The following is a 17,509-nucleotide window of genomic DNA, read 5'->3' as shown; positions in this document are numbered from 1 at the left end:
TTTGAGGACACACTATGCATCCCCGTTTTGCCAAGCCATTCGATACCCTCTCTGCCCCGCTCAAAGCAGCCGTGCAGCCCATGCTGGATAGTGCCGACTTCAACGCCCGCTTCACGCCGGAGCAAGTCGCCACCCTGAAAGCCGCCACAGGTCTCGATGATCGCGCCCTGCGCCTCGCCCTGTTGCCGCTGGCTGCTGCCTGCTCGGTGGCACCCATTTCCAAGTTTTACGTCGGTGCCATCGCCTGCGGCCTGAGCGGCAGCTGGTACTTCGGTGCCAACATGGAGTTCGCGGGACAAGGTCTGTTCCACTCGGTCCACGCCGAGCAGTCCGCCATCTCCAACGCCTGGCTGGGTGGCGAGACCGGGATCTCTGAAATCACCGTCAACTACACCCCCTGCGGCCATTGCCGTCAGTTCATGAACGAGCTGAGCACCGCCAAGATCCTGAAAGTCTCTCTGCCCGATGACCTGAGTGCCCTGCAATCCTTCCTGCCCCACTCGTTTGGCCCGGCGGATCTCGACATCACGGATGCGCTGATGAGCCCGCAAGATCACGCAGAGCTTCAGCTTCAAAGCGAAGACCCGCTGTGGCAGGCTGCGCTGGCCGCCGCCCGTCAAAGCTACGCCCCCTACAGTCAGGGCTATGCCGCGGTGGCGCTGCAGTTTGCCGATGGCCGCATTTTCTCTGGCCGCTACGCCGAGAACGCCGCCTTCAACCCCAGCCTGCCGCCGATGCAGATGGCCTGCGCCCATGCGGTGCTTAACGGCGAAGATCTCGCCACCATCCGCCGCGCAGTGCTGCTGGAGAACAAAAACGGCCAGATCAGCCAGCGTGACTCCGCCCAGTCCACCCTCAAGGCGCTGGGCTCGGTCGAGCTGGAGTATCAGGCGGTTTGATCTCGGCTTTGTGTCGATAAACGAAAGCCCCCGCACCAAGGTGCGGGGGCTTTTTACTTGGCCGTTTAACCGGGAGTGGCCGGTGATCTCACGGCTTGGCGCGGTTGATCACCACATCTAACCGATTGCTGATCAGACCGGTTTCAGCCGCGCCGTGAAGTGGCGCAGTAGCGGCGGCTCGTAGTCAAAGGTGAGCCCGCGAATGTCTCGGGCCCGTGCTTTCACCGCGATCAGGCAGTCGGCCACATAGTCCATGTGATCCCGGGTGTAGACCCGGCGCGGAATGGTCAGACGCAGCAGCTCGAAGTCCGCCGCCTCCTGCTTGCCGGTGGCGGGATCACGCCCCAGCAGCAGGGAGCCAATCTCCACCCCGCGCACACCCCCTTCCAGATAGAGCTCGCAGGCGAGTGCATGAGCCGGAAACTGCTCGGCCGGAATATGGGGCAGCAGCTTTTTGGCATCCACAAACACCGCATGGCCGCCAGTGGGGGTCTGGATGGGGATGCCCGCCTCTGCCAGCCGCTCGCCGAGATAAGCCACCTGACTGATGCGGTAGGTGAGATACTCCTCATCCATCCCCTCCCGCAGGCCAATGGCGAGCGCCGCCATGTCCCGGCCGGCAAGCCCGCCATAGGTGACAAACCCCTCCATCGCCACACAGCGCACCTGCACTGCACGGAACAGGTCGAGATCCTCTTTAAAGCAACACAACCCGCCGATATTGACCAACCCATCCTTCTTGGCCGACATGGTGAAGATGTCCCCCAGCGCGAACATCTGGCGCACTATCTCCTTGATGCTGCACTTGGCATAGGCCGGGTCCCGCTCCTTGATAAACCAGGCGTTCTCGGCGAAGCGGGCGGCGTCGATCACCACCGGAATCTGGTGACGACGGGCCAACTCGGAGACCGCCTCCATATTGGCCATGGAGACCGGCTGGCCACCGGCGCTGTTGCAGGTGACCGTGATGATGATGCCGGCCACGTTGGCGGCCCCCAGGGTCTCGATGGTGTCGCTCAGGCGAGGGAGATCAAAGTCCCCCTTCCAGGCATAAGGGGCAGTGGTGTCGAGGGCTTTTGGGGTGAGCAGGTTGATGGCCCGTGCGCCAGCCAACTCCACGTGAGCCTTGGTGGTGTCGAAGTGGTAGTTGGAGATAAACACCGGCGCCTTGCCCTTACAGCGCTTGACCAGCTCGGGGAAGAGGATCTGCTCGGCCCCGCGCCCCTGGTGGGTGGGCATCACATGCTGATAGCCGAAGATATCGCGCACCGTGCGCTCCAGCTCGACGAAGTTGCGGCTGCCCGCATAGGCTTCATCCCCCATCATGATACCGGCCCACTGACGGTCGGACATGGCACCGGTGCCGCTGTCGGTCAGCAGATCGATATAGACATCCTCGGCCAGCAGCAGGAAGGGGTTCCAGCCCGCGGCCTCGAGGGCGGCACAGCGCTCGGCGCCAGTGGTCTGTTTGATGGGCTCGACCATCTTGATACGAAACGGCTCGGGTATACGACGCATATAAGACTCCTCACCGGCGCTGGGCCAGTGTGTTTGAAATCGGAATTGGCAAAGAGGCCTGGGCGATCAGGGTCGTCCGGCTGACAAATTCAAACGGCGGGTGCCGCCAATCAGCGGTGAGGAAAGTCGAAGGTGAGAATGGGATCCCGGGTATACCAGTGGGCGAGCAGGCAAGCTGCCCGGGGCGTAGCTGTCATGATTGGCATCACTCCCCTCCATATCGGTTGTAAACAGTCGGTGGCTAACAAGATCTATTGATGGATGCTGCCAGCAGGCAGCCTCGCCACGTTAACGGCTGGTTAATTGGCAAACAAGGGGCGCACCGACGGGCTGTGCGCCCGCTCACAAAGTGGGCATCTGCGCGGCAAACCGGCAGCGAGGTTGATCCGCCCGCGCTCCCGCTTCGTTATTCTCCCTACCCACACGCCACATCCCCCATCAGCCAAGGCCGGAAGCCATCATGCATCGCAAACCCCATCTGCCCGAGAAGATCTGCCCCGTCTGCCAACGCCCCTTCAGTTGGCGGCGCAAGTGGGCACGCAGTTGGGAGGAGGTTCGCTACTGCAGCGAGCACTGTCGCCATGCTCGTCACCACAGCTGCCAACATAACGGGGAGCCAATGTGATGGAGCTGCGCCTGATTCTCGGCGATCAGCTGAACGCCGGTCACAGCTGGTTTCGCACCTCGGATCCGGCGATCTGCTATCTAATGGCGGAGCTGCGCCAAGAGACCGACTACTGCCGCCACCATCGCCAGAAGGTGCAGGCCTTCTTTGCCGCCATGCGCGCCTTCGCAGCGGCCCTCACCCAAGCGGGCCACCGCGTCTGTTACCTGACCCTCGATGAGAGCGCCCGCTGGCCCGACTTGCCCAGCCTGCTGGCAGCTCAGCTCGAAGCACATCAGGCCGACAGCTTTGCCTGGCAGAGCCCGGACGAGTGGCGCCTCGCCAGCCAGTTGAAAAGCTGGGCGGCGGGCCTTGCCATCCCTGCTACCGAGGTGGAGAGCGAACATTTTCTCACCCCCCGTGATGGCTGGCAGCGCTACCCCCACAGCCGGATGGAGTTCTTCTACCGCGCCCTGCGAAAGCAATACCAAGTGCTGCTCGATGAGCGCGGCCAACCCCTTGGTGGGCGCTGGAATTTTGATGGCGAGAACCGAGCCAAACTGCCGGCGAGCCAGCCGATCCCGGCCCCCCTCACCTTTGCCAACGAGGTGAGCGAGATTGATGCCATGCTGACCCGCCACGGGGTCAGCACCATCGGCGAGGCGGATGCCAGCAGGCTGCCCTGGCCCATCACAAGGCGCCAGAGTCGCGAGCTGCTGGCCCATTTTCTGGCGCACTGCCTGCCTCACTTTGGCCGCTATCAGGATGCCCTGAGCGAGCGGGGTTGGAGCCTGTTTCACAGCCGTCTGTCGTTTTCCCTCAACAGCAAGATGCTTAATCCGCTTGAGGTGATCCGCGCCGCCGAGACCCACTGGCAGGCCAATCAGGCCACCATCACGTTGGCGCAGGTGGAGGGTTTTATCCGCCAGATCCTCGGCTGGCGCGAGTTTGTCCGTGCCCTCTATTGGGAGAAGATGCCCGACTATCAGCGCACCAATTTTCTCGGTGCCAACCGGTCGCTGCCCAGCTTTTTCTGGAGCGGCGAAACCAGGATGGCCTGCGTGCGCCACGCCATTAGCCAATCCCTTGAGCACGGTTACGCCCACCATATCCAGCGGCTGATGGTGACCGGCAACTTTGCCCTGCTGGCGGGGCTTGCTCCTGACGAGGTGGATGACTGGTATCTCGGCATCTATGTGGATGCCATCGAATGGGTGGAGCTGCCCAACACCCGCGGCATGAGCCAGTTTGCCGATGGCGGCCTGATGGGCAGCAAGCCCTACGCCAGCAGCGGCGCCTATCTCGAGCGGATGGGCCACTACTGCAAGGGGTGCCACTATCAGGTCAAAGCCCGCAGCGGCGACGGGAGTTGCCCCTTCAACAGCCTCTACTGGCACTTTCTCTGGCGCAATCGGGACAAACTTGGCGGCAATCCCCGCCTCGCCCTCCCCTATGCCAACTGGGATGGCCAAGCCGCCGAACAGCAGCAGGCCATTCTGGCCACGGCAGAACACTACCTGATCAAGCTGGAGCAGTTGTAAGCGGGCCATGCCCCCTGGCACATTCACACTGACAACAGTGCAGCGATTTACGCTGGCAATCAGGCTCTCCATCGCACCAAACACCAGCTTGTGACAGGCAAGCAGACGGAGATCCCAATCCTGCGTAGAGCGGTTGAATATCCTGTGGCGGCTGATTATGGTGGTGGCCACATCAGGAGATCAGTCAAGGAAAGACGATATGGAGATAGTGGTTCTCGGTGGCGGCGTGATCGGGGTAACCAGCGCCTGGTATCTGGCCAAAGCGGGTCACAAGGTGACCCTGCTGGAGCGACAGGGGGGCGTCGCCCTTGAAACCAGCCATGCCAACGCCGGGCAGATATCCCCGGGTTATGCGGCCCCCTGGGCGGCCCCCGGCATTCCCCTCAAGGCCGCCAAGTGGATGCTGCAAAAGCATGCCCCCTTCACCGTGCGCCCCACTGCCGATCCCTTCCAGCTACGCTGGATGCTCAGAATGCTCGCCAACTGCACCCCGACCGCCTATGCCACCAACAAGGGACGCATGGTGCGTCTGGCCGAATACAGCCGCGACTGCATGAAGCTGCTGCGCGACGAGCTGAACATCGATTACGAAGGGCGCCAGCTCGGCACCCTGCAGCTGTTTCGCAGCCATTCCCAGCTCGATGCCAGCCAGCGCGATATCGAGGTGCTGGAGGAGTATGGCGTCCCCTACCAGTCGCTGGATGCCAGCGGCTGCGAAGCGGCAGAGCCTGCACTGGCGCGGGTGCGCGGCAAAATCGTTGGCGGCTTGCGTCTGCCCGGCGACGAGACCGGCGACTGCTTCCGCTTCACCAAGGCCCTGGCCCTTGAAGCCGAGAAGCTCGGGGTCAAGTTCGTCTTCAACTGCGACATCGACGAGATTGAGCAAGCACGCGGCCGCGCCGTGGCGGTGCGGGCGGGCGAGCAGCGCTATCGTGCCGATGCCATCGTCTGTGCACTTGGCAGTTATGCCACCGGTTTTCTACGGCCGCTGCTGCGCCCGCTCGGACTGGAGCTGCCGGTCTATCCGGTCAAGGGCTACTCCCTCACCCTGCCGATGATCAATGCCGAGGCCGCGCCGCGCAGTACCGTGCTCGACGAGACCTACAAGGTGGCCATCACCCGTTTTGACGAGCGGATCCGGGTCGGCGGCATGGCGGAACTGTCGGGCTACAACCTCGCCCTCAACCCGAGGCGCCACGACACTTTGGCAATGGTGGTGGGCGATCTCTTTCCCGAGGGGGGCGATATCAGCCAAGCCGAGTTCTGGACCGGCCTGCGCCCCATGACGCCGGACGGTACCCCGCTGGTGGGGCCCAGCCCCATTCCCGGTCTCTGGCTCAATACCGGCCACGGCACCCTGGGCTGGACCATGGCGGCCGGTTCGGGTCAGCTGTTGTGCGATCTCATCAGCGGCAGCGAACCCGCCATCAGCGATGAGGGGCTCACTCTGGCTCGTTACGGCTAAGCACCCAAGCTGTCGGGCTGTTTCACTCGCCAACTACGCCCAGCAGAGGACGTTCTCAACCGCTTTATTGACAGGCCACCGCCATAAACGGTGGCCTTTTCGTCTGATGTTGACCTTCTCCCTCCCCGTCTGCCTGAGCGGTAGTCTGGCTGCCGGTTAATGCAGCAAACGGCACAGAATATTGCGCAATTCGACTTGCGCAAGCCGCCACAATCCGTAATGTGGATAGACGCATTTTTCGCAGCGCATATTTTTTAAATGACCTGTAAACCGCTTGTAAACAGGCGTCGCCAGACAAGAGGTTACGGGTGTCACCGCGAGTTTCTTTAGCAGCAATCCAGGGTAGGACATTATGAAAAAAGTAGGTTTGGTCGGTTGGCGTGGCATGGTGGGATCGGTTCTGATGAGCCGGATGCAGGAAGAACAGGATTTCGCCCATATTCAACCCACATTCTTCACCACCTCCCAGGCCGGTGAGGCCGCACCCAACTTCGGCGTCGATGCCGGTACTCTGCAGGACGCCTTCGATATCGAGGCGCTGGCCAAGCAGGATATCATCATCACCGCGCAGGGCGGCGACTACACCAAGGATGTCTATCCACGCCTGAAGGCCGCTGGCTGGCAGGGCTACTGGATTGACGCCGCCTCCTCCCTGCGGATGGAGAAAGATGCCGTCATCATTCTGGATCCGGTCAACGGCGACGTGATTGAGCAGGCCCTGAACGATGGCATCAAGACCTTCGTCGGCGGCAACTGCACCGTCAGCCTGATGCTGCTGGCCCTCGGCGGCCTGTTCAAGGCCGATCTGGTGGAGTGGGTGAGCGTTGCCACCTATCAGGCAGCCTCCGGTGGCGGAGCCCGCCATATGCGCGAGCTGGTTACCCAGATGGGGATGCTGCGTGACGAAGTGGCGGTCGAGCTGGCTGACCCCGCCTCCGCCATCCTCGACATCGAGCGCAAGATCACCGAGAAGACCCGTTCCGGCACCCTGCCGGTGGACAACTTCGGCGTGCCGCTGGCCGGTGGCCTTATCCCCTGGATCGACACCAAGCTCGACAACGGCCAGAGCCGTGAAGAGTGGAAGGGTCAGGCCGAGACCAACAAGATTTTGGGTATCGAAAACGCCGTCATTCCGGTGGATGGTTTGTGCGTGCGGATCGGCGCCCTGCGCTGCCACAGCCAGGCGTTCACCATCAAGCTGAAAAAGGATGTGCCGCTGGCGGAGATCGAAGCGCTGCTGGCTGCCCACAACGACTGGGTGAAAGTGATCCCCAACGATCGCGACATCACAGCCCGCGAGCTGACTCCGGCGGCCGTTACCGGCACCCTCAGCATTCCGGTGGGCCGTCTGCGCAAGCTCAATATGGGCCCTGAGTATCTGGCCGCCTTTACCGTGGGTGACCAACTGCTGTGGGGCGCCGCCGAGCCGCTGCGCCGGATGCTGCGTATCCTGCTGGCGCGCTAATCCGCAAGCTATAGGCAGATACAACAAGGGCGGGGAGTCACACTCCCCGCCCTTTTTCATTGCCTGTTTTTATGACCCGTTTAACGGGTTCACGGCCTTGCCATTACTTGAGCAGGATTCGCTGACAGCCGCTGTAGATCTCGGCCCGCCCGGGGCGACAAAAGCCCACCAGGGTGAGCCCGGTCTGCTCGGCCCGCTCGACCGCAAGCTCGGTGGCGGCCGAGATGGCGAGCAATATTTCCACTCCGGCGCTGGCGCACTTTTGCACCATCTCGAAGCTGGCGCGGCTGGTTACCAGAATGGCGCCATCCCGCCGACCGCTGCGGCACAGATGGCCCACCAGCTTGTCCAGCGCAATATGGCGCCCCACATCCTCGCGGATGGCGAGAATATTGCCCTCCCCGTCCAGATGCACAGCCGCATGGGTGGCGCCGGTGCGCTGACCCAGCAGCTGGAGCGGGCGCAGCGCGCTCAATACCTTGTCGATATGGCCCACCGCCAGGCGCTGACTATCGGGCAAGCTTGGCTGGGTGCGGATCACCTGCTCCAGACTCTCGCTGCCGCAGATGCCGCAACCGGTACGGCCCGCCAGAGTGCGCCGCTTCTCTTTGAGGCGATGGACGCAGCGATTGGCCAGGGTGATATGCAGCTCAATCCCCTGACAGCCGTCGATCTGCTCGATGTCGTGGATATCGAGCAGGCTGTCGATGATCCCCTCGGATAGCGAAAACCCGATGGCGAAATCCTCCAGATCGGAGGCCGAGCACATCATCACGCTGTGGGCGATGCCGTTGTAGACCAGCGCCACCGGCGTCTCGGAGGGGAGCTCCATCTCGCTATCGCAGGCCAAGGTATCAGCGCGGTAGTGCACCACCTCGCGGTGGATGGCGCAGCGGGCCAGCTCGTTCTGTTCGCTCTGCTCGCTTCGCGCCTCAAGCTCTATGGCCTCTCTCATGGTGCGACCCCGTCAATGATCTCGGGATCCCGGGCCGAGATGCCGAGCCGCTTCATCTTGGAGAGCAAGGTGGTGCGCTTCATGCCGAGGCGGTTGGCAGCCCCCCGTTCGCCAGCGACTATGCCGTTGCAGTCGCGCAGGGCAGCGATGATCGCCTCGCGCTCATCAATCGGCCCCTCCTCGGCAAAGAGCGGCGTGGCGGGCTCGTCATAGACCAGGGTCTCAATCTTGTGGTAGCCCTTGAGGGGCATCAGCTCATCGGGCGAGAGGTTGAGCACATGACCGCGGGTCATCACCACGGCGCGCTCGATGACGTTCTCCAGCTCGCGGGTATTGCCGTACCAGGGGAGCGATACCAGCATCTTCATGGCATCGGCGGGGATCGAGGTGATGGTGCGGCGCATCCGCTTGGCGATCTTCTTGATAAAGAAATTGACCAAGAGCGGAATATCCTCGCGACGCTCCCGCAGGGGTGGCAGCTCGATGGGAAAGACATTGAGCCGATAGTAGAGATCGCTTCGAAAGCGCTTGTTCTTGACCATTGAGAGCAGATCGCAGTTGGTGGCGGCCACCAGCCGCACATCCACTGCGATGGGGTTGCTGTTGCCGACCCGCTCCAGCTCGTGCTCCTGCAATACCCGCAACAGTTTCGGCTGCAAATCCAGCGGCATATCCCCCACTTCGTCGAGGAACAGGGTGCCCTTGTGGGCCCGCTCGAAACGGCCGATCCGCTGGGTCAGGGCGCCGGTAAAGGCCCCCTTCTCGTGGCCAAAGAGATCGCTCTCGATAAGGCCGGTGGGAATGGCGGCGCAGTTCACTTTCACCATCTCGTGGTCGTGGCGGGCACTCAGGGCGTGAATGGCCTGGGCGATCAGCTCCTTGCCGGTACCGGTCTCACCGAGGATCAGCACGGTACTGTCGCTCTCGGCCACCAGCCGCACCTTCTCCAGCACGCTCTCCATCACCGCGCTCTGGTAGATGATGTGGGGGAACTCCCCCTGCATCTGCGGCTCGTTGATGCGAATGGTCTTCTCTTTGGCGCCGTTGGTGTTGGAGATCTCCTGCTGCGCCTGCACGTTGTTCATGGCAATGGCCGTACGTGCCGCCACCTGCTCCAGCAAGGAGATATCGATATCGGCAAAGAAGTCGGCGTTGGGGTGCGAGAGGATCAGCCCCCCCAGCAGATTGCCCCGATAGCGCAGCGGCAAAATGCAGGAGCTGTCGGCCTCGGGCGGCAGGATCTGGGAGGTAAAGCGGCAGCGATTGCTGCAGCCGTGGCCATGTTCACGATAGACAAAAAACGGCTCGCTGTGGCCAAGGGCCCCCTGCAGGCACTTCTTTTCAAAACAGGAGTGATCGATGATACCCGGCTGCTCGCTCTGGTGCTGATTGACCAGATAGCTCTTGAAGCTGTCGGAGGTGGCGTTGTATTCGGCCAGACACAAGCTGCTGATGCCGAAGTGGTGGTGCAGGATGGCAAACAGGCTCTTGGGCAGCTCGGCAATGCGCACCAGCTTGATCACTGCGTTGGTCACATCCACCAGAATTTTGCAGCTGTCGCGCTCAAGACGCAGGGAGTTGGCCTGCTCCAGGGTGCGCTCCTTGTCGAGCACGTTCTCCAGCGCAATCGCGATAATGGCCGCCAGCTGGGTCAGCTTGGCGAGCGTCTCCATGGTGAAGCTGTCGAGCTGGGTGTTGATAAACTCGACCCCGCCCAAGTGGCTGCGGGCGGTGGTGATGGGGAGCTGGCAGTAGGAGCGCAGCCCCCCGTAGACCCCTTCGCGATCCAGCGCCGGGCAGCGATTCTCAAAGCGGGCGGCAGCGAGAATGATGGCCTGTTCCGGGGTCTCTTTGGTAGGACGGGGGGAGAGGTGCAGCTCTGCCTTGGGGCAGACCAGATGCTTTGGGCCGGAATGTCCCATGAAGTAGAAGATGGCCTCCTCGTCCGCACCCATGTTGAGGATCAGATTGACCCGGGTTACGCCGCCAAAGCTGGCATCTATCTTGTTGAGTTTGTGGATAAAATCATCGAGCGTCACGGCCGACAGGAGGGATTTGGAGAGCAGGAGGAAACCGTCGTCCCAGATGGGAGAGATCTCGTCCAGGGGGATGGCACTCACATTTAGCATTGCGGCCTCACGTTATATCGATTTAGTCACCAGTCAGGCTGTCCATGCCATCGCATCACGACAAGCCCCCGTCACCAAAATAAATAGCCGCAGCCCGTAAAAGCGGCTGCCAATAAGAAAAGCGGTGACGAAAATTGTCGCATGTTGCAATTCCAGAGTTGTTATTAACGAACGACAACAAAAAGTAACATCGTTATCGGGGGATATATTGGAATGGCGACTCATCATAGATGAGCTCAAATTTCATTACAATCCGATTTAATATATCTGATGGCCATATTTAACCGGTTATTTCATCAGTTATTGATCTCAATTAAGGCGCCCGAAAAGTGGGCCGCCGTCAACTGTCAGATCTGCCTCTCCTCTTCGCTGACTGCGGGTTTCGAGATGGCGTTTGCTGCCCATCCATCAGCAATTTACGAGGTGATGATCCGGCTGTGGCAGCACTTCAGGCCACCGAAGATAAAGAGGGCCGACAGGCTCTGGAAGGCCATCAGCAGCCAGCTGGCGTTGTCGGCAAGCTCGGCGGTGACGCTCTGATGCGTGAGGTAGATCAGCAGGGTGATCACCCCCAGCAGCAGGCCGTTGATCAAGGTGGTGGAGATAAACCCGATCAGCCAGGCACTGGAAATACTCAAGGCAGAAAATACGCTGCTCATGGCGAGCCTTGCTGCCATAAAACAGCCGAAAAAACCGAAGCCGAGCAGAAATATCATCTCGTCGCGCCAAATATAGCAACCTATTCCCAGCAATATCGCCGCCAGATAGGTGCCAATATAGAAAAGTCCGAATAAGCGACCAATTTCATGTTGCATCATTTACTCCCCTTTTTTTGGGTAATAAAAGGGTGCCCGACTCGATAAATCCGAGTCGGGTTCCCTTATTTGTGCAGAACCTCTTTTTTAGGGCGATCAGCCTTTGGCTGCGCTGCGCAATTTCGCCTTGAGCGCGCTGTATTCAGTCTGGACGTACACTTCCGCCTCAGGCTGATTGTCGATGCGCTCGATCTTCACCGCGCAATACTTGTACTCCGGCGTGTGGGAGACGGGATCGACGTGCTCGATGGTGAGCTCGTTGCAGGCCCCGATCCACCACTGGTAGGTCATATAGACCACCCCGGCGTTGACCCGGTCGTTATAGTTGGCACGAGTGATCACCTTGCCACGGCGCGACGAGATCCAGACCAGCGCCTGATCCTTCACCCCAAGCTTTTTGGCATCACTCGGGTGGATCTGCACATAGCCCGGCTCATCGGCCAGGGTCTGCAGCGCCGAGCAGTTGCCGGTCATGGAGCGGCAGGAGTAGTGCCCTACCTCGCGCACGGTGGAGAGCACCAGCGGGTACTCGGCACAAGGCTGCTCCAGCGGCGGCCGCCACTCGGAGGCAATCAGCTGACCCTTGCCGCTCGGGGTGGTGAACACGTTCCCCTCGAACAAAGTGCTGGTGCCCGGGTGATCCTCGGTCGGGCAAGGCCACTGCACGCTCTTGAGATCGGCCATCTTGTCGTAGCTGACCCCGGCGTAGAGCGGGCAGAGCGCACGCATCTCGTCCCAGATCTCTTCGGTGTTGTGGTACTCCATGGGATAACCCATGGCGGTCGCCATCAACGAGAAGATGGCCCAGTCCGGTTTCACGTTCTCAGGGGGCGTCACCGCCTTGTAGAAGCGCTGGAAGCCGCGATCCGCCGAGCTGTAGACCCCTTCGTGCTCGCCCCAGCTGGTGGCGGGCAGAATGACGTCGGCCATCTCGGCAGTCTGGGTCATGAAGATATCCTGCACGATCACCAGCTCCATCCCCGCCAGAGTGCGACGGAACTGACCGAGATCTGCCTCGGTCTGGGCCGGATCTTCACCGAAGATGTAGAAGGCCTTGCACTTGCCCTCCTCCACCTTGTGGCCAAGCTCGGTAAGGCGATAGCCGGGCTTTTGGGAGAGTGACGCCACGCCCCACGCCTTGGCGAACTTGGCGCTGATGGCAGGATCGGCCACCGACTGATAACCCGGGAACTGGTGGGGCAGCATCCCCATGTCACAGGTGCCCTGCACGTTGTTCTGACCGCGCACCGGCCCGCAGCCGGTGCCGCGCCGACCGAAGTTGCCGGTCAGCAGCGCCAGACCCGCCAGCCCCTTGACCACGTCCACCGCCTGACCGTACTGGGTCACCCCCATGCCCCACAGGATCATGGAAGCAGGCGACTCGGCATAGGTGCGAATGGCGGCGCGGATATCGGCGGCTTTGAGGCCAGTGATCCCCTCCACATATTCCGGGGTGTACTTGGCCACCGTCGCCTTGAAGGTCTCGAACCCTTCGGTGTAGTTGGCGACAAAGGCCTTGTTGTAGAGCCCTTCATTGATCAACACGTTGGCGAAGGCGTTAACCAGCGCCATGTTGGAACCGTTTTTGAGCGGCAGCCACTGATCGGCGATACGGGCGGTCTCCACCATGCGGGGATCACACACAATCACCTTGGCCCCGTTTGCCTTCGCCTTGAGAATATGGCGGGCGACGATGGGGTGAGAGTCAGCAGCGTTGTAACCAAACACCAGCAGGCACTTGGTCTCTTGAATTTCGGGAATGGCGTTGCTCATGGCGCCGTTGCCTACAGTTGTCTCCAGACCGGAGACTGAGGGTGCGTGTCACACCCTCGCGCAGTGGTCGACGTTGTTCGTCCCAATCACCGCACGGGCAAATTTCTGCATCACATAGTTGGCTTCATTGCCGGGGCCACGGGCAGAGCCGGTGGTCATGATGGCGTCCGGGCCATATTTCGCCTTGATGGCAGACAGACGGCTGCTGGCAAACTCGATCGCTTCATCCCAGGAGACCGCCTCGAACTTGCCACCGCGCTCGCGGCGGATCATCGGGCTCTTGAGACGGGGGGTCAGCAGGTTGGTATCGTTCAAAAAATCCCAACCGTAATAGCCCTTGAGGCAGAGCTGCCCCTCGTTGGTCCGGCCGTTGGCGCCTTCGGCCCCCACCACCTTGTCGTTTTCAACCAGCAGGTTGATTTTGCAACCGGTGCCGCAATAGGGGCACACGGTAATGACTTTTTTCATGACTCACACTCTTGTTTGTTAACGAAAAACGGCTCGGCAAGCCCGCTCACACCCGCGCCGGCATCGCCAGCAGTGCCTCGGCACTGGCCAGCTGCTTCTGCCGGTTCAGGGTTTCAAGATGCTCCGGCGTGACCAGCCGCAGCGCCTGGGTCGGACACACCTCGACACAGGCCGGGCCCGCCTCGCGGTGACGGCAGAGATCGCACTTGAGCGCCTGCGCCTTGGTCTGCGGACGCTTGAAGAGCGAATCGGCAGCGGGTGCCACCTCTTTGAGCACCACCGCCATGGCGCCGTAAGGACAGGCCACCACGCAGGACTTGCAGCCGATGCAGCGCTCCTGCAACACCTTGACGCAGCCATCCTCGCTGACGATGGCATTGTTCGGGCAGGCCATGGCGCACGGCTTGTCTTCACACTGGCGGCAGAGCACCGGCGTGGTCACCTTGCTGCCGACGATCACCTTCAGGCGCGGCTGAAAGTAGCTGTCCCTGGAGACCAGATGTCCATCCTCGATGGCAAGATGCAGGCCGCCCTCCCGCTCAAGGGTCCCGCTGCAAGACCCTGACTGGTGTGAAACGGCGCAGGCCACCTCACAGGTACGACACCCAATACAGAGACTGGGATCTGCAATCACGAAGCTGTTCATAGAGAGGGATCCTAAATGGTTCGTTACACCGGGCCGCCCGCCGACAGGCAAAGAGGCGGCCAGCCCCCCACAAAGCATTTATCAGACCAAAACGGGCCAAGGGTGCGATAAAAGCTCACAACCATCTGAAAATAAAGAAGTAATTAGAAAGAATGACGTGCTAATTGCCCCCCCTGACGAGGGTGACGACGGGGTGGGAAGTGTGATCGACACGACAAAAGTGACGAGCTCGACACCGGCTGACCAGCCCCTACCCCAGCCGTATAACGGAGCCGTTTGAAGGAGTTTGCAGCCAGGATCGGCCGCCCCAAACCGGACAAACGGAGGAAGGAAACCGGGGGAGAAAAACCATAGCAAGGGCCCAAAATGGGCTGTGCAGTACGCTAAAGCCGCTTGCGGCGATGGCAAGTTGTTTGGTTTTACTATCGCGCTGGCAAGCCATCATCAAGTCAAACCGAACAAAAATGGGCCACTTATTGACTGATTTGTTGAGCCAGAGCCGGTTTTAGGCCCCTGCCCCTTCAGTTTTCTATCCCTCCGGTTAATATGTGCCACTTGGAGACTGGTTCCGAAGGGACTCCTCAGGGAATCACGAGTTCAGTCAACAGAAATTCAATGCTGCAAACTAAATGTAAGAACTCTAGATTTCAGTATTAGAAGACACAGGGAGATATAATGAAAACCATGCATGAATGTGAACAATTTTTAAGAAAAATAATTGAAGAAAATTCAGATCTTGAAAAAATAAGAAATGAGGCACAAACAAGACACCACATCATAAACAAGATAATTACAGATGTTTTTGCATGGCCAGATGATCAAATAGAAGTAGAGGAATATGAACAAAATACGTTTACAGACTATGAGCTAGGCTCTCCAAGGCAAGTAATTATCGAAGCCAAACGAGAAGGTAGAGTTTTTGAAATACCTGCAGGATTATCCAAGAAAAATATTATAGACTTGCCCACTCTATTAAAAGCCAACGACGATTTAGGTAACGCAATTAGGCAGGTTCAACATTACTGCGCTTCTAGAGGAACACCTATTGCCGTTGCTACAAATGGTCACCAATATATATCTTTCATTGCAAGCAATCAAAATGGCTGTTCTCCTCTTGATGGAAAAGCATTAGTCTTTGATAGTTTATCTGATATGCTTGGTAATTTTACTCTAGCATGGAATATGCTTTCTTATTTTGGAGTAAAAGAACAGCGTTTAATAAAGTATTTGGCTTCCGATGTGAAAGGAATACCTAATAAATTATCATCATACCTTACAATGTATCCCAAAGTTAGATATGCAAGTGAAATTCAAACATCTCTACGCCAAATATCGGAGTTGATCATACAAGATGCACTAGAAAGCACAGAAAACGAGGAGATTTTTTATAAAAAATGTTATTGCGAAAGTGGTGCCCTTTCAAAATATGCTTTATTAAGTAAAGAAATGATCCAAGCTCGTTATGCTGCCTTATTTAGTGATAGTGAGGCGTCACCTAAACTCACATCCGTAAAACCAGATAAACGAGAACACGGGTTAGATCCTAGCATAATGGCAGAGGCTTTATCCAAAAGGCCAATTGTACTGATTGGTGATGTGGGCGTAGGCAAAACATCTTTTGTAAAAAATCTTATTTACTCTAGCGCGTTTAAAGAATTCAATGAAGCGATATACATTTATATTGATTTAGGTGCAAAAGCCACATTAGCTTCAAATCTTCAGCAATTTATTCTGAATGAGATTGAAGAACAACTGCTCTGCAAATATAACACCGACACATCAGAATTAAAATTTGTAAGAGGCGTATACTCAAGAGACATACAGCGATTTGCCAGTGGTATTTGGGGGGGACTCAGAGAGACGAACAGAGAAAAATATGAAGAGAAGCAATTAGAAATGCTATCATCAAAAATAAACAATAAAGATGAGCATTTAAAAAACTCTATTGCACATTTATCCAAACAAAGCAAAAAACAAGTAATAATCTGTATTGATAATGCAGACCAAAGAGACTTTGACACACAACAACAAGCTTTCGTCATTTCTCAAGAGTTGGCTAAAGAATGGTGCTCACTAGTCTTCATATCTGTGCGACCACAAACGTTCTTCAAATCAAAATCCTCAGGTGCCCTGACGGCTTATCCTCATAAAGTATTTACTATTTCCCCCCCAAGAATTGATCAAGTTTTAGATAAAAGGCTTCAGTTTGCTCTTGAAATGTCCGAGGGTAAGATCCCATTGGAAAAAGCCGAATTCGTAAGAATAAACATCGACAACTTATCTATTTTTATAAAGGTTTTACTCGAATCATTGAGAAGAAATAAATCACTTGGTGAGTTTATAGAAAACATCACGGGGGGAAATGTAAGACAAGCTCTCACTTTCATAACTGGATTTATTGGAAGCCCTAATGTGGAAGCAGAGAAAATAATTAGAACATATGAACACGAAGGTAGATATATCATTCCTGTACATGAGTTTTCAAAACAGGCACTGTTAGGTGAATTTTCTCATTTTGATCCAAACACATCTTTAGCAATGAACATTTTTGATATATCAATAGCTGATGAATCTGAGCATTTCCTTGTCCCGTTTATTCTAGCTATTTTATCAGATAAAAGTGAACTACAAGACCGAGATGGATTTTGTAATACAAAAGAAATAATTTCAGAAATGCAAGGTACTGGATACATACCTGCACAAACAGAGCATGCGTTAAGAAGAGCTACCAACAAGAAACTAATTGAAACCTCGCAACGTTTTACTTTTGATGAAGACGAAACAGGTTTGATTGGTGAAATGCCCGTGAAGTTTAGAATTACATCGACAGGGCAATATCATCTTAAACGCTGGATTAGTGACTTTGCATATTTGGATGCAATGTTATTTGACACTCCTATATTCAATCCTGAAATAGTAAATAAGATGCGTGCAGGATGCGAGTCATTCAACATTGAAGATAGATATAATAGAACTGTAGCATTTAGAGAGTACTTGCTGAGTGCTTGGAATCGACTTGTTATCAAGCCTAGTTACTTCGACCTTGTTGAGGCTTTAAAAATGGGAGAATCATCGTTTGATAATGTGGAAAGGGTGGTTGAAACAAATATGTTTAAATCACATGATTATCCGTTGAAAGCATAATTTTGTAGGGTGCAATTCACGTCGTTCATTGCACCCTACCTTTCCCCTACCAATAAAGACTCCATTGCTACCCAAGCCCCTCCCCTT

General features: G+C 57.2%; 12 protein-coding genes. 6 read left to right on the top strand and 6 right to left on the bottom strand.

Translation table 11 applies throughout. The features are described 5' to 3' along the window. The first annotated feature begins 14 nt into the window (after positions 1-14). Positions 15-899, top strand: a complete 885-nt coding sequence (gene cdd / locus AB5Y71_RS10575) for a cytidine deaminase (RefSeq protein ID WP_042061831.1) — start codon at positions 15-17, stop codon at positions 897-899. A 132-nt stretch (positions 900-1,031) separates the two neighbouring features. Here cdd and AB5Y71_RS10570 read toward each other — a convergent pair whose 3' ends face one another. Further along, positions 1,032-2,417 carry a tryptophanase gene (locus tag AB5Y71_RS10570; protein ID WP_368171527.1) on the bottom strand — a complete coding sequence of 462 codons (1,386 nt, stop codon included), beginning with the start codon at positions 2,415-2,417 and terminating at the stop codon, positions 1,032-1,034. Positions 2,418-2,877: 460 nt separating this feature from the next. On the opposite strand from AB5Y71_RS10570, the gene AB5Y71_RS10565 reads away from it, so the two are divergent. The 4 genes from AB5Y71_RS10565 (at position 2,878) to asd (ending at position 7,492) form a co-directional block, all read left to right on the top strand. Further along, entirely contained in the window at positions 2,878-3,042 is a 165-nt protein-coding gene (locus tag AB5Y71_RS10565) for a DUF2256 domain-containing protein (protein ID WP_368171526.1), read from the top strand. Further along, positions 3,042-4,562: a cryptochrome/photolyase family protein gene (locus AB5Y71_RS10560; protein WP_368171525.1), complete on the top strand. Its 1,521-nt coding sequence runs from the start codon at positions 3,042-3,044 to the stop codon at positions 4,560-4,562. Before AB5Y71_RS10565 ends, AB5Y71_RS10560 begins: the two co-directional genes overlap by 1 nt. A 157-nt stretch (positions 4,563-4,719) precedes the next feature. Then, positions 4,720-6,027 (top strand): D-amino acid dehydrogenase, encoded by a 1,308-nt coding sequence (locus AB5Y71_RS10555; protein ID WP_368171695.1) that lies wholly within the window; start codon positions 4,720-4,722, stop codon positions 6,025-6,027. Positions 6,028-6,379: 352 nt separating this feature from the next. After that, positions 6,380-7,492, top strand: a complete 1,113-nt coding sequence (gene asd / locus AB5Y71_RS10550; RefSeq protein ID WP_005345266.1) for an aspartate-semialdehyde dehydrogenase — start codon at positions 6,380-6,382, stop codon at positions 7,490-7,492. A gap of 103 nt (positions 7,493-7,595) precedes the next feature. Here the strand turns inward: asd and fdhD are convergent, their stop codons facing one another. The 5 genes from fdhD to AB5Y71_RS10525 all read right to left on the bottom strand — a co-directional run bounded on the left by fdhD (position 7,596) and on the right by AB5Y71_RS10525 (position 14,278). Beyond that, the gene (gene fdhD / locus AB5Y71_RS10545; protein WP_368171524.1) at positions 7,596-8,447 is read right to left on the bottom strand and encodes a formate dehydrogenase accessory sulfurtransferase FdhD; all 852 of its coding nucleotides are present in this window, start codon (positions 8,445-8,447) and stop codon (positions 7,596-7,598) included. Continuing rightward, positions 8,444-10,576 carry a sigma 54-interacting transcriptional regulator gene (locus tag AB5Y71_RS10540; protein ID WP_368171523.1) on the bottom strand — a complete coding sequence of 711 codons (2,133 nt, stop codon included), beginning with the start codon at positions 10,574-10,576 and terminating at the stop codon, positions 8,444-8,446. Before AB5Y71_RS10540 ends, fdhD begins: the two co-directional genes overlap by 4 nt. Before the next feature lie 416 nt (positions 10,577-10,992). Continuing rightward, the gene (locus AB5Y71_RS10535) at positions 10,993-11,235 is read right to left on the bottom strand and encodes a hypothetical protein (protein ID WP_234784138.1); all 243 of its coding nucleotides are present in this window, start codon (positions 11,233-11,235) and stop codon (positions 10,993-10,995) included. Positions 11,236-11,487: 252 nt separating this feature from the next. Next, positions 11,488-13,632 (bottom strand): formate dehydrogenase subunit alpha, encoded by a 2,145-nt coding sequence (fdhF, locus tag AB5Y71_RS10530; RefSeq protein ID WP_080771385.1) that lies wholly within the window; start codon positions 13,630-13,632, stop codon positions 11,488-11,490. 46 nt (positions 13,633-13,678) lie between these two features. Then, positions 13,679-14,278, bottom strand: a complete 600-nt coding sequence (locus AB5Y71_RS10525) for a 4Fe-4S dicluster domain-containing protein (RefSeq protein ID WP_005333302.1) — start codon at positions 14,276-14,278, stop codon at positions 13,679-13,681. A 675-nt stretch (positions 14,279-14,953) separates the two neighbouring features. Here AB5Y71_RS10525 and AB5Y71_RS10520 point away from each other — a divergent pair. Further along, entirely contained in the window at positions 14,954-17,422 is a 2,469-nt protein-coding gene (locus tag AB5Y71_RS10520) for a hypothetical protein (RefSeq protein ID WP_368171522.1), read from the top strand. The last annotated feature ends 87 nt before the right edge of the window (positions 17,423-17,509 follow it).

This window comes from Aeromonas sp. R9-2, assembly GCF_040908025.1.
Classification (GTDB): domain Bacteria; phylum Pseudomonadota; class Gammaproteobacteria; order Enterobacterales; family Aeromonadaceae; genus Aeromonas; species Aeromonas veronii.
The sequence above is the reverse complement of the archived record's forward strand: the minus strand, read 5'-3'. Positions and strand labels throughout refer to the sequence as shown.

What these genes read in the sequence shown, in the direction of transcription:
- cdd (WP_042061831.1), top strand. Translation starts at nt 15, where the DNA reads ATGCATCCCCGTTTTGCCAAGCCATTCGATACCCTCTCTGCCCCGCTC.
- AB5Y71_RS10570 (WP_368171527.1), bottom strand. Translation starts at nt 2,417, where the DNA reads ATGCGTCGTATACCCGAGCCGTTTCGTATCAAGATGGTCGAGCCCATC.
- AB5Y71_RS10565 (WP_368171526.1), top strand. Translation starts at nt 2,878, where the DNA reads ATGCATCGCAAACCCCATCTGCCCGAGAAGATCTGCCCCGTCTGCCAA.
- AB5Y71_RS10560 (WP_368171525.1), top strand. Translation starts at nt 3,042, where the DNA reads ATGGAGCTGCGCCTGATTCTCGGCGATCAGCTGAACGCCGGTCACAGC.
- AB5Y71_RS10555 (WP_368171695.1), top strand. Translation starts at nt 4,720, where the DNA reads ATGGTGGTGGCCACATCAGGAGATCAGTCAAGGAAAGACGATATGGAG.
- asd (WP_005345266.1), top strand. Translation starts at nt 6,380, where the DNA reads ATGAAAAAAGTAGGTTTGGTCGGTTGGCGTGGCATGGTGGGATCGGTT.
- fdhD (WP_368171524.1), bottom strand. Translation starts at nt 8,447, where the DNA reads ATGAGAGAGGCCATAGAGCTTGAGGCGCGAAGCGAGCAGAGCGAACAG.
- AB5Y71_RS10540 (WP_368171523.1), bottom strand. Translation starts at nt 10,576, where the DNA reads ATGCTAAATGTGAGTGCCATCCCCCTGGACGAGATCTCTCCCATCTGG.
- AB5Y71_RS10535 (WP_234784138.1), bottom strand. Translation starts at nt 11,235, where the DNA reads ATGAGCAGCGTATTTTCTGCCTTGAGTATTTCCAGTGCCTGGCTGATC.
- AB5Y71_RS10525 (WP_005333302.1), bottom strand. Translation starts at nt 14,278, where the DNA reads ATGAACAGCTTCGTGATTGCAGATCCCAGTCTCTGTATTGGGTGTCGT.
- AB5Y71_RS10520 (WP_368171522.1), top strand. Translation starts at nt 14,954, where the DNA reads ATGAAAACCATGCATGAATGTGAACAATTTTTAAGAAAAATAATTGAA.